Annotated in this window: 9 protein-coding genes; 6 read left to right on the top strand and 3 right to left on the bottom strand. The window is 48.6% G+C overall.

Annotated elements, in window-relative coordinates:
* The first annotated feature begins 5 nt into the window (after positions 1-5).
* The 5 genes from J2Y43_RS24465 to bshC all read left to right on the top strand — a co-directional run bounded on the left by J2Y43_RS24465 (position 6) and on the right by bshC (position 8,797).
* Positions 6-1,013 carry a glycosyltransferase family 2 protein gene (locus tag J2Y43_RS24465; protein WP_309988315.1) on the top strand — a complete coding sequence of 336 codons (1,008 nt, stop codon included), beginning with the start codon at positions 6-8 and terminating at the stop codon, positions 1,011-1,013.
* Complete coding sequence (locus J2Y43_RS24470) at positions 1,010-2,125, top strand: glycosyltransferase (RefSeq protein ID WP_309988312.1); 1,116 nt, start codon at positions 1,010-1,012, stop codon at positions 2,123-2,125. Before J2Y43_RS24465 ends, J2Y43_RS24470 begins: the two co-directional genes overlap by 4 nt.
* A 1-nt stretch (position 2,126) precedes the next feature.
* Positions 2,127-5,015, top strand: a complete 2,889-nt coding sequence (locus J2Y43_RS24475) for a putative Ig domain-containing protein (RefSeq protein WP_309988309.1) — start codon at positions 2,127-2,129, stop codon at positions 5,013-5,015.
* A gap of 165 nt (positions 5,016-5,180) precedes the next feature.
* Positions 5,181-6,995 (top strand): acyl-CoA dehydrogenase family protein, encoded by a 1,815-nt coding sequence (locus tag J2Y43_RS24480; RefSeq protein ID WP_309988307.1) that lies wholly within the window; start codon positions 5,181-5,183, stop codon positions 6,993-6,995.
* Positions 6,996-7,246: 251 nt separating this feature from the next.
* Entirely contained in the window at positions 7,247-8,797 is a 1,551-nt protein-coding gene (bshC, locus tag J2Y43_RS24485) for a bacillithiol biosynthesis cysteine-adding enzyme BshC (RefSeq protein WP_309988304.1), read from the top strand.
* A 9-nt stretch (positions 8,798-8,806) separates the two neighbouring features.
* On the opposite strand, the gene J2Y43_RS24490 is transcribed toward bshC, so the two are convergent.
* From J2Y43_RS24490 to J2Y43_RS24500, 3 genes are all read right to left on the bottom strand, one after another.
* Entirely contained in the window at positions 8,807-9,871 is a 1,065-nt protein-coding gene (locus J2Y43_RS24490; protein ID WP_309988302.1) for a hypothetical protein, read from the bottom strand.
* Entirely contained in the window at positions 9,831-10,439 is a 609-nt protein-coding gene (locus tag J2Y43_RS24495) for a hypothetical protein (protein WP_309988301.1), read from the bottom strand. Before J2Y43_RS24495 ends, J2Y43_RS24490 begins: the two co-directional genes overlap by 41 nt.
* 287 nt (positions 10,440-10,726) lie before the next feature.
* A complete protein-coding gene (locus J2Y43_RS24500; protein ID WP_309988299.1) occupies positions 10,727-11,290 on the bottom strand; it encodes a sigma-70 family RNA polymerase sigma factor in 564 nt (187 codons plus the stop codon).
* Between the two features lie 178 nt (positions 11,291-11,468).
* Here J2Y43_RS24500 and J2Y43_RS24505 point away from each other — a divergent pair, with 178 nt between their 5' ends.
* Positions 11,469-12,692, top strand: coding sequence for a 4-hydroxy-3-methylbut-2-enyl diphosphate reductase (locus tag J2Y43_RS24505; RefSeq protein WP_309988296.1), 1,224 nt, complete (start codon positions 11,469-11,471; stop codon positions 12,690-12,692).
* The last annotated feature ends 64 nt before the right edge of the window (positions 12,693-12,756 follow it).

Here is a 12,756-nt window from a genome sequence, read left to right on the forward strand (position 1 = left end):
CTTTCATGGATGTATCCATTATTATCATTAATTACAGGACGCCTCAACTCATTATCAATTGCTTAGATTCTATCAAACGGTTTACTTCCGAAGTAACCTTCGAGATAGTAGTAGTAGACAATGATCCGGCAAATGGTGGCGGTGCGTTGGTGAGGGAGGCTCATCCCGAAGTGCAGTGGATCGATATGGAGTACAATGCGGGTTTTGGTATTGCCAACAACCGCGGCATGGAAATCGCCAAAGGGAAATACTTGCTGCTATTGAACGCCGATACACTACTGACCGACAATGTGATCGGCCGATGTTTTCATCGGATGAACGAGCGGCTCGATATTATCGCCTGCGGCGCATTGCAATATTACCCCGATGGCACCCCGATGCCCTTCTACCGGAGCTTTAACGAATTCCGGAAGACGTTTTTCATACTTCCTCCAAGCGGTCTGGTAGATAAGGTCGTTAACAAACTTTATCCGGAGCCTGTCTACTCCGACCCCGATCAGCACGATTGGCTCGTTGGCGCATTTATGTTTGTAAGAAGGGAAGGTTTTGAAAAGACAGGCGGTTTCAGCAAAGACTTTTTCATGTACGGCGAAGACGTGGAATGGTCGGGCAGGTTGGGAAAGCTCGGGAAGCTGTGTTATTTTCAGGACTGTACTTTTATCCATTTGGAAAACAACAACCCGTTCCGGCGGACGCATATTTCGTGGATCAACCGGTTCAGCACCCAAATGCAGGTTTCCAATTTCCTTTGGGTAAGGAAGCAGTACGGCGTTTTGCCCTACATCATGCTGATCCTGCATTACATTATCATGGTGCCGGTGGTTTACGGGTGGAAAATGCTGTTTAATTTGAGAAAAAGCGGAAATCCGTTCTCGGAACTTCGCACACAACATATATATGTAAGGAAGACACGCGTTCTTTTAAAATATTTCTGGAAAACGCTGTTCCTCAGGGAGGGGTTGTACAAAATCAAGCCCCAGGAGAACATCGACCTCTTAACTGCCTCTGCATGAATCAATCCAAGAAGAGAATCCTCTTTTTTACGCCCTATGCCACACGTACAGGATCGGAAATGATGCTGTTGTACATTTTGAAAAAAATAGACCGCTCGCGGTTCGACGTCGGTATCGTCAGTTTCGCGAATGGCGAGTTACTTGCCGAGTTTCCCCAGGACATTCCCGTCCATATTGCCCCGCGCAAATTCAATACGATCGAGAAAATTTCTTTCCACCTCGGCATTAATCCCACGCTGAGGGCATTAAGAAAACTGGCCAAAAGTTTCCAGGCGGATTTCTGGTATGTGAATACGACGATGATTCCCGAGACAATCGTAGTGGCAAAGGAATTTGGAATAAAAGTGATTACCCATTTTCACGAAATGCCGCTCACATACGCGTACCTGAGCGCAGCCGATTTCAAAAGCATCGTGGATTACTCGGAGCTGCTCATAGGCTGCTCGCAAACTACTTGCGATTCACTGAAAGACGCCGGTGGGAAAAACGTAGGGTTGCTTTACTCATTTATCGACCCGTCCCTGGTCAAAAAGGATGATAACCGTTCTGCCGAACTACGGAAAAAGCTCGGTATCCCGGCCGACGTATTTGTATGGATATTGTCGGGAATGACTTCCGAACGCAAGGGTTTCGATATGCTGCCGGATATTGCCGCGGAAGTGAATGACCCGCGGGTACATCTGGTGTGGGTTGGTGCAACGATCGACGATGGATTGGTGTATTATACCGAGCAACGCTGCGCCAACAACACGTCGGCGACCAAAATTCACCTGACCGGCAAGCAGAAAGAAGATTATTATGCCTATCTTAATATGGGAAATGGTTTTCTGCTTACCTCACGGCAGGACCCTTTTCCACTGGTGATGATAGAAGCTGCGTTGCTGGGTAAGCCTATTGTTGCATTTCCTTCCGGGGGTGTTTCCGAGTTTGTCAGGGATGGCATGGGTGTGGTTACGGAAGATCTGAGCGTCAGACAAATGGTTGCGGCCATGCGGTCGTTGATGAATGGTGAAATCAAAACCGACAGTGCCCGGAGCATCGAAGTAGCGAGCCGGTTCAATGTGGAAAACGGATATAATGAGTGGATCGAATTAATTGACAAAACCCGTTAGTATGCTCAATTCTACGTGCGCGTGTAAGTTTTTGACCCGTATTGCCTTGTTACTGACCGTCCTCGTGTGGGCCGGTCCTGTATCGGCGCAAAGCTCGCAAAGAACCACCGAAACAGATAACCAGCGCTACCTTGCGCTGATGCTCCTGAACCTCACCAACCCGGACGATATCGGTCCGGAGCCGGATCTGATCCGATCGGCAAATAGTTACGGGCTCAATGCGGTGTACATTACCATTCCCTGGGACAAAATCTATCTAAATTCTCCTACCGATAAGCCGCAGTGGGCCAAGTACGATCAGCAGATCAAAATTGCGACGGACCTGGGCATGAAGGTGGCATTGCGCATTCACCTCGGTCGGCACAGCACGCGCATTAAAGGTTTCTGGGATGTTTCCGACAGCCAGTTCAGCCATTCAGGCAAGCCCCTGCTCAGTGGTTATGAGGATACTTTTTTCGGATTTGATAACCAGCCTATTCTGGATAAGGGAGTTGCCTTCGTGAAAGAGGTAATGAACCATTACAAGTATTTGCAGACGGAGAAGAAACTACTGTATGTGTCGGTGACCTGCACAGGTACGCAGGAAGGCGAGTACGGCGGCGGTTTGATCGAAAATGGCAAGGAAAATGCGGCTGTTTACGACTATTCTCCTTCCATGGTGAAGGGTTTTAAGGAATTCGTTAAAGGAAAATACAAAAAAATCGAGCGGATCAATTACCTGTGGGGGATGACTTTCAAGTCGTTCGACGAGGCTAATCCACCGGCAACTGCCTGGGAGCCCAACCTTTCGTTCCGCCAGCGCTATGGAAAGGATTGGTACATCTATCGCCACATGATGCTCAAAAGGTTTACTGAGCAGATGGTGGCGGCAGTTAAAGGCGTCGATCCGGGCATTAAATATGTATCGGATTACGGGTCGGTATTCGATGGGCAATCGGCCACTCGGGGTACATTGGGCTTTCGGGATCTGAACGAAAAGACAGACGGGATCAAGGTTAACGACAACCTGGCGGCACACGATCACCGGTGGTCGGTGGATATTCTGAAAAGCGATGCGCCTGCGGGTTTTATCACGGCCAATGAGCTTTTTGTGAGCTCATACCTCGATAATGCCGCCCATATGAAGCAGATCAACGAGAACTTCGAGCACGGGGCAAATGTGGTGGCCGCGGTGATTTCGACAAAAGAACAGATGGCCCGCGCCGAAGGTTTTTTGAGACAGGGCGCAGTCACCTGGTTGAACAAACCAATGACGCCTATCGTGTATGCCGATTCGGTGTCGTACCGCTTGTCGGCAGCGACCGAAAAAGGCGGCGCACAAGGGGTGATTTACGATGAATGGGCCAAACGTGCCTATGCCGACCCGGCGAAACCGCGTCCTATCCGGATTCGTTTGATCGAGGACATTTTATCGCCTAGCTATTGGGACGACGCGTCCAACAACATGCCTTACGTTTTCAGGCCGGTGCCGATGCAGATCATTCCGGTCAATAAAGATTTCGAATACAGGCTTCCTATTGATACTTTCTCGGACGTGGATGGTAAGATCGTACGTGTAGATGTGGGCGCGTTACCCGCGTGGCTGCGCTACGAGAACGGCGTTTTACGCGGAAGGCCTACGGTGCTCGGCGATTACCGAATTTCGGTGAAAGGTATCGACGATGAGGGTGGTTCGGCGGAAGCGTTTTTTACTATCCGTGTAGATACCCGCGAGAATGCGAACAAGCCACCGACCGTTGACAGCAATTTCTCGAACCAGATGGTGGCCGTGGATAAACCATTTACCATTACCATTCCCAAAACGGCATTCGTGGACCCGGATGGTAGCATTACCAAAGTCGAAGCGAGCGAACTGCCTTCCTGGCTGACGTTCTCGAATGGCATATTAAGTGGCACGCCTACCAAACTGGGCGACTACCGCATTATCCTCAAAGCATATGATGATCTGAATGCGTTTGTGGAAACTTACTTTACGGTTAAAGTCGTGGAGCCGCAGTTCCTGAATGCGCCTCCATTCGCTACCAGCGGATTGCCCGTGAAGTATGCGCAGATCAACATGCCATTCAATTACATTCTGCCGACTAACATTTTCGGAGATACGGACGGGTATATTTCATCCGTCACGGTACAAAACAGGCCGTCGTGGCTCACTTTCGCACTGAATGAGTTCTCGGGAACACCTACGGAAGAAGGTGAGTACCGGCTGATTATCCGCGCTTACGACAACGCGGGCGCCTACGTGGAAATCCCGCTGGTGTTGCTGGTACAAATCCCCGAGATTCGGTTTGAACTTGTGCAGGGTGGCAGCAAGGTGGATCAGCGCGTGATCAGGAAACTGTCTGGGGATGATGTGATCCCTTACGACTCACTGCCTTCGAAATTGAATATGTATGCCTACGGAAATTTCGAGTACGACAAAGTTTCCTTTGACCTGAACGGTCCTTTCCGCAGAAAAGCAACGACAGCGATTTTCCCGTACGCATTGTATGAAGATGCTTCCGGCTTTGCCCCTTATGTGGGAAGGTATACGCTGACGGTTACTGCATTTAAAGAGGACTCCGCCGTGGTGACGAATTCCATCGAATTCGGTATTTCGGCCGGAGATAAGGTCAATATCAGCAAAAACATGGAAGACTGGGCGTTTTATCCGAACCCGGTGGAAAGCATTGTCAATATCAAACTCCCCGAATACCAGCCGGGCGACAACCTGAGCTGGGAGATTGTCACGGTAGCGGGCAAGCGAAAGCCGATTCCCGGGTCGCTCGTAAAGGTGTCCGACGAGCTCGCAAACCTGGACCTGGATGCTATCGGGTTATCCTCAGGGATCTATTTTATCAGGGTAGAAAACAATGGGGAGCTGGTGAAACAATTCAGGATTTTCAAGAAATAGCAGATACTTACGCTGCACTATGAATGACCGCCCATTGAAGGCGGTCATTTTCATTTATTTTGACAATAGTATGCTTGCATAATAATTTTTATGGGCTATATTTGCATCAATCGCTAATAGTATGCAAGCATACTCAATACTTTTCCGACTAACCCGCATTCAGATATGTCCGTTGCAGCAGTAAACCAGACGTCCATCAAAGGAGGTGAATTTCTGATCAAGGAAACCCTGGCGAACCAGATTTTTATCCCGGAAGAATTCAACGAAGAGCAGCGAATGATCGCCGATACTTGCCGTGATTTCCTTTCAAAGGAAGTTTGGCCGCATCTGGATGAAATAGACCAGGCCAAAAGCCCGGCGCTGATTTCGGGATTGATGGATAAAGCGGGGGAGTTGGGCTTGCTGGGAACCGCGGTTCCGGAAGAGTTTGGAGGGTTTGGAATGAATTTCAATACTTCCATGCTGGTAGCGGAAGCGACGGGAGCCGGCAACTCGTTTTCGGTGGCGCTTTCGGCGCACACGGGCATCGGGACACTCCCCATTCTCTATTATGGCAATGACGCGCAGAAGTCTCAATATCTGCCGAAACTCGCCTCCGGCGAATGGAAAGCAGCCTACTGCCTCACCGAGCCTGATTCGGGTTCGGATGCCAATTCGGGTAAAACCAAAGCTAAACTGAGTGCGGACGGACAGCATTATGTGATCAATGGTCAGAAGATGTGGATCACGAATGGCGGTTTTGCGGATGTGTTTATTGTGTTTGCCAAAATCGAAGAGAATGGCGAGACTGATAAAAACCTGACCGCATTCATCATCGAGAAGTCGTTCGGCGGCATCACTATGAACGAACCTGAGCACAAAATGGGCATTAAGGGCTCGGATACGCGCCAGTTGTTCTTTAACGACTGCCTGGTGCCGGTTGAAAATATGCTTTCCGAGCGGGGTAACGGGTTTAAAATAGCGGTTAATATCCTCAATATCGGCCGCATTAAGCTGGCTGCGGCAGCTCTGGGTGGCTCCAAACGCGTGGCTTCGCAAGCGATACAATATGCCAATGAACGCAAGCAGTTCGGTACCGCGATCGCCAATTTCGGCGCTATCAAGCACAAACTCGCTGAAATGGCGGTGGGAATGTTCGCAACGGAATCGGCGGCTTACCGGGTAGGGCAAAATATAGATGACCTCATCCAGGCCTTCAAGGACAAGGGGATGAACGATGCCGAGGCGAAATTGAAGGCCCTGGAAGAATTTGCGATTGAGTGCGCGATCATGAAAGTGCATGGGTCGGAAGTGCTGGATTTTGTGGTGGACGAAGGTGTGCAGGTGTATGGAGGGATGGGTTTCTCGGCCGATGCTCCCATGGATCGCGCCTATCGCGATAGCCGGATCAACCGGATTTTTGAAGGTACTAATGAGATTAACCGCCTGTTGGTGGTGGATATGCTGCTGAAACGCGCCATGAAAGGCCAGCTCGACCTGATGGGGCCGGCCATGGCGGTAGGCAAAGAAATTCTATCAATTCCCGATTTTAGTTGGGATGAGGACGAAACGTTGTTCGCGGCGGAGAAAAAAGTGATCAAAAACCTGAAAAAGGCCGCGTTGATGATTGCTGGTGCGGCGGTACAGAAGTTTATGATGAAACTTTCTGAGGAACAGGAGATTATCATGGATCTCGCCGACATGGTAATTGAAATTTATGTGGCCGAATCGGTGTTATTGCGGGTGGAGAAGCGAATCGGATTGCTGGGCGAAGAGGCGAATGCATTGCAGAAGGATATAGCGCTTATTTACCTGAACCGCGCCGTCGAAAAAGCGAATAATGCCGGTCGTTCTGCCATTACCAGTTTTGCCGAGAGCGACGAGCTCCGTGTGATGCTGATGGGACTGAAAAGATTCACGAAGATCGAACCAATGAACCTCAAAGATGCACGCCGCCGCATTGCCGACGAGCTGATAGCCAAAAATGACTACGTCTTTTAAAAAACCATAAATATCTCAGGCGAATAACCTGCTACAACTGAAAACCAAAATGTACACGTTTGAAAGCCGTATCTGACTCAGATGCGGCTTTTTTGTATCTTGGTAAAAGGTTTTCGATTATCGGTCAAAATGCGCAATTTTGGGAAACCAAAAACGGCGCCTTTCTCGTTAGATAGTAGGTTTCTTTTTTGAGTCAAATAGCAAAAATAAATACGTTGGATTCTCTACTAGCTACTGAAAAACCACCTTTCATGACTTTGCATTCCGTGGATCTGCGTACCACAGGCCAGTTTCCTGCATTACTACTCGATTACCTCGATCAGAAACCTACGCTTGAATCTTTTTACAGCATCTTCCCGACGTTAGAAAATGCGGAAAAGGCTATTTTGAACAAAAAAGACTTCTCTGCCGACAAGCGCAAAACGCTGGTGGATGTGCTCACGAAGCAATACCACGGCTTGCCTTACCTGCCCGATTTTTCGGTTTTACGACAAGAGAATACATTTACTGTAACAACCGGCCACCAGCTGAATATCTTCACCGGCCCGTTGTACATTATCTATAAGATCGTCACGATCATTAAGCTCGCCGAAGCATTAAAAACGAAGTATCCGGAGTATAACTTCGTGCCGATTTACTGGATGGCTACGGAGGATCATGATTTTGAAGAAATCGCTTCCTTTCATCTTTTCGGGCAGACGCACAAGTGGACGGGCGAACATAAAGGAGCCGTAGGGAAGCTGAATCCCAAGGAATTGGCAGGTATTTTGAAGCAATTGCCGGATAAACCGCTGCTTTTCGCCAAAGCTTACCTGGAAAACAGCACATTAGCCGACGCCGTGCGATGTTATATGCACGAGCTCTTCGGACGTTACGGGCTGGTTAGCATCGATGCCGACCATGCAGATTTGAAACGGCACTTCCTGCCGGTTATTCAGGAAGAATTGAAAGACTCCATTTCGGAGAAACTCGTTACAGAAACCACTTCCCGGTTGAATGCGCTCGGTTATCACACTCCCCTGCATGCGCGCGAAATCAATTTCTTCTACCTCGACGACAACCTGCGCGAACGCATTGTGCGCGAGGGAGAGGTGTTTAAGGTACTTAATACCGAGCTGGAATTCAGCGAAGCGGACCTACTGGCGCTGGCAGAAACCAATCCGGAGCGTTTCAGCCCGAATGTAATCTTGCGGCCATTGTATGAAGAAGTGATTTTACCCAACCTTGCGTATATAGGCGGGCCGTCAGAAGTGCCTTACTGGATGCAGCTGAAAGGCGTCTTCGATCATTTCGGTGTGCCTTACCCGATGCTGATGCCGCGGAATTTTGCATTGTACATGAACGGTCATCAGTATAAGAAGGCGCAGAAGCTGAAAATCGATTACAAAGACCTGTTCCTGGACGAGATCGCATTGCGTAAGACCTTCATCGAGCGCAATACCGAGCACGAGCTGAACCTGGACGAGCAGAAAGAGGCATTCAACGCCATTTTTGACCAGATCCTAGCCAAAGCAACGGAGGTGGACCAAACCATGCACGGTGCTGTAAAAGCCGAGCAGACACGCCTTTTGAATTCATTGAAGCATCTCGAAAAACGCATTATCCGCGCCGAGGAACGTAATCACGAATCGGAGATTGAGCAATTACTGACGCTTAAAAACAAACTGTTCCCGAACGGAATCGCCCAGGAACGGTATGATAATCTGCTGAATTTTTATATTAATGACCCTCAGTTCATTCAGAAGCTGGTTAATGCCTTCGATCCGCTGGATTTCAGGTATAATGTACTTCTCGAAGAATAGGGGAGGGGTTTAATTCTTCATTTTTACATCACCGAAGACCGAGGTAACGGTAATCTTGGGCCCTCCGCCGGAGCCAACTTTTCCCTGGTAATGCTTCATCTTGTCGGGTCGACCGTCTTTATCCGGTTGCATTGAGAAATTGACATTCTCTGTCGGGTAACTGAATTTACCATACGTTACACTTACATTGAACTGGTTGGATTCGGCAGGCAACACAATCGAAGAATATTGCGCCTGGATGTCCACATTCTGGGCTGAATGCATCAGCTCCTCAATTTTGAAATTACCCGAATAGTTAAGCTTGATCTTACCGGTACCACGGATCGTCCCGATTTTAGCGCCTGAGTAATCGATAGCGGCATCCAGATTTACGACATCGCCGATCATCAGTTCGCCGAATTTATTGCTCAGCCATACTTTCTTGGCCTGGTCGAGCTTCACATTGGCATACTGGCAATCCAGCTTCCCACCATCCATTTTGCCGATTTTGGCACTTCCAAACTGGATATCGATCACATTGTCCGGGTTTTCGAGGAGCATAGCCATAAAATTACCATGCTTGGAATCGACCGTTAGCGGAGCATAGAACGAAGGGATGTCCGTATTCCCGAATTTGTTGCGAACGGTCAGCGAATTTTCCTTCGGCATGTAGATCGTGTAATCGATCTGAATGAAATTCTTGTCACCCTTGCTCTTGTTCCAGCCATTGTTGCCGAATTGGTTGCGATCAATGCGGGTAGTGAGGCTGATAACGTTTTTGACGCGTTTTTCGTCGACATTCACCGAGCTCAGGTATTCGGCCGCGCGGTTGTCGGAGGGCGCATTGGCGGTAACGACGATCTCCACTTTAATTTCTTCCTTGGCCCACAGATTCACTTTTACGAGGCCGAATTGATTATCAACTTCAAGCGCGTCGCTCTTTTTGACGTCGAACACTTTTACAATATTCCTTCGCTTCTCTACCAGTCCATTCTGTTCGGAATCGTCGGGATCGAGGGTTGCACTGGCTACCTGTGGGAGTGCGGCAATCACACTAAATAACAGGAGCTGGGCTATTTTCTTTATCGTTATCATTTTTCACTTTGTTAATGCGTTGCAAAATTTCCAGTTGTTGGTTCAGCAGATCGACCTGTAATTGCAGGTTCTGAACCATTGCTTCGAGCAGTGCTTCCTGGTTAGGGGCGTTCGACAAGTTGGATCGAAGGTTTTTATAGTTCGATTCCAGACTTTCCAAATCAGCGGAGAAATCCTTGTAGAGCTCCGGATTGTTCCGGGCCAGCTTGATGATCTCCTCCCTTTTTTGGTCTATTGCAACATTGTATTGATTGAATTCGCGGGCATATGCGGGAACTTTCAGGGCCACGCGCGGATCACGGGTAATGCCGTATTCGTTATTGAGGTACACCAGAAACCCGATCCCGAGCGCCAGGAATACCCCCGCGGCAATACGCCAGTCGAAATAGGGGTTACTCAGACGCCTGATTTTTTTTTTCGATTTTTCAGGAACTATCGGAATCTCGTTATGTAATTGGCTCTCAATTTGGCTCCATAAAGAATCCTGCGGTAAGAAAGTATCAAATCCATCCCTGTTATCACGCACAAACCGCTCCAATCGATCCTTTTTATCAGAAGAATTTTTCATAGATTAATTAACTTGTCAAGTGTAAATAATAGTCTCAAATCCGTAATAGTTTTAGGTAAGTATCGTAATTCGTGTTTTGCACAATCTAATTTTTAGTCATTTGTTGCGGTCCGCCGCGCGGTCAGATATTGTCATTTTTAGTCATTTATTGTCAAGTGTTGTCATGTATTGTTTCTCTCCCATTTGACTATTCATGACCACGCCTGACTACTTCCTGACCATACTTGACCATTCATGACTTCTCTTGACCACACCTGACTACTTCCTGACCACTTCTGACGGTTTCGTTACCGTACCAGCATCTCGGTCAATTTCCGCTTGGCCCTCATGTATTGCGTCCGGGAGGTGGTTTCACTTATCCCGAGCACTTCGCCGATTTCTTCGTGGTCGTAGCCTTCGAACAAATACAGGCTCAATACCACCCGGTAACCATCCGGCAATTTCTGTACCGCGTTGCGAACCCTTTCTATTTCGAGCGTCGTGTCGCTCTCATCCAGTCCGAAAGAATCCTCATTCCGGTCGCTGTGCTCTAATGTCTCGTGGAATTCGTCGATTTCCACCCATTTTACCTTCCTGCTCCGCATGTGGTTGATAGCCTTATTGACCACGATTTGCTTCAACCATGCCCCAAACGTCGACTGCTGCCTGAACTGGTGGAGGTTCGTGAATGCATCCACGAAAGCCTCCTGCAAAGCATCCTCAGCCTCTCCCAAATGGTTCAGTATCCGCATGCAGATGTTGAACATGGCTTTTGAGTAATGTTTATAAAGCTCGTATTGCGCTTTGCGCTCTCCGAGTTTACAACGCTCCACCAGTTCGACGTGCCGGTCGGGGTAAATTTGTGTTTTCAAGCAGAAGGTTTATATTTTGAACGTTCTGGATCAAAGACAATCGTTTATGCGGCATGTTGCATTTGTTTTAAAAATTTTTTCAAAATGCCGCATACCGAACAAAGGGACATACCGTGTTGTTCTTAGAAAAGGCAGGGTTATCTTTGTGCTGCCTAATGCAATCTACCGATTTTAGTACATGAAAACTTTCAATATCCCCGATTTTTACCGGAGCCGCATTATCACGCCGATCAAGGGATTCCGCCGTAAGAACGACAAGCTGAAAAGGGATTATTCGCCTACCGTGCTTGACTTCGGACCGGTACAATTTCTCATTGCGCGCCATTTCGGCTTTTGTTACGGGGTAGAGAATGCGATCGATATTGCCTACAAGGCCATTGCCGAAAACCCGGGCAAGCGGATCTTCCTTTTGAGCGAAATGATCCATAACCCCGACGTAAACCGGGATCTGGTAGAGCGAGGTGTGCAGTTTATCATGGATACCAAAGGCAACCAGCTGATCGGCTGGGAGGCGCTTACTGCGGAGGATATTGTGATCGTTCCCGCATTTGGTACCACGGTGGAAAACCAGCACAAACTCTCGGAACTGGGTGTGAATGCGTATGTGTACGACACAACCTGCCCGTTTGTGGAGAAAGTCTGGAACCGTGCGGCGCAGATCGGCGAGAAGGATTACACCATTGTAGTCCACGGAAAGCCCAACCACGAAGAAACCCGCGCTACATTCTCGCACAGCAAGGAGAATGCGCCGACGGTAGTGGTGGAAAATATGAAGCAAGCGCAGATTTTGGCCGAATATATGACCGGCGCCAGACCGGCATCACAGTTTTTCGAGGATTTTAAAAATCAATATTCCGAAGGTTTCGATCCCGCAAAAGATTTGCAGCGGATCGGCGTCGTGAACCAGACTACTATGCTGGCTTCCGACACGCAAGGCATCGCCGATTACCTCAAAAATGTCATGATCAGGCATTACAGCCTGCGGCCCGAGCAGGTAGAGGACCGTTTTGCAAACACGCGCGACACATTATGCTACGCGACGAACGATAACCAGGATGCTACTTATGCATTGCTCACGCACGACGCCGACCTGGTGGTTGTGGCAGGTGGGTATAACAGCTCTAACACCACGCATTTGGTGGAGCTGTGTGAACAGAAGTTTCCTACATACTTTATCGAATCAGTCAATAAAATCCTGGACAGGCAACTGATCCGCCATTTTGATCTGCATAAGAAGGAAGAAGTGGTAACAGAGAACTACATTCCGGCAAAAACTCCCGTGCGTATCATGCTCACGTGCGGCGCGTCGTGCCCGGATGCAGTGGTGGAGGGAATTCTCGTGCGGTTGCTTTCATTTTTCGAAGGGGCAAGGCCGATCGAAGACGTAATGCAGGCATTTTGAAGCAACGGTTACCGCTAAATCTGGCAGGGGCACCGTTGAATCATTTGAAAGAGGTTATTAAGAG

The organism is Dyadobacter sp. BE31 (genome assembly GCF_031457695.1).
In the GTDB taxonomy this organism is placed as follows: domain Bacteria; phylum Bacteroidota; class Bacteroidia; order Cytophagales; family Spirosomataceae; genus Dyadobacter.

Coding starts and splice junctions, on each gene's coding strand:
- J2Y43_RS24465 (WP_309988315.1), top strand. CDS start 6: ATGGATGTATCCATTATTATCATTAATTACAGGACGCCTCAACTCATT.
- J2Y43_RS24470 (WP_309988312.1), top strand. CDS start 1,010: ATGAATCAATCCAAGAAGAGAATCCTCTTTTTTACGCCCTATGCCACA.
- J2Y43_RS24475 (WP_309988309.1), top strand. CDS start 2,127: ATGCTCAATTCTACGTGCGCGTGTAAGTTTTTGACCCGTATTGCCTTG.
- J2Y43_RS24480 (WP_309988307.1), top strand. CDS start 5,181: ATGTCCGTTGCAGCAGTAAACCAGACGTCCATCAAAGGAGGTGAATTT.
- bshC (WP_309988304.1), top strand. CDS start 7,247: ATGACTTTGCATTCCGTGGATCTGCGTACCACAGGCCAGTTTCCTGCA.
- J2Y43_RS24490 (WP_309988302.1), bottom strand. CDS start 9,871: ATGATAACGATAAAGAAAATAGCCCAGCTCCTGTTATTTAGTGTGATT.
- J2Y43_RS24495 (WP_309988301.1), bottom strand. CDS start 10,439: ATGAAAAATTCTTCTGATAAAAAGGATCGATTGGAGCGGTTTGTGCGT.
- J2Y43_RS24505 (WP_309988296.1), top strand. CDS start 11,469: ATGAAAACTTTCAATATCCCCGATTTTTACCGGAGCCGCATTATCACG.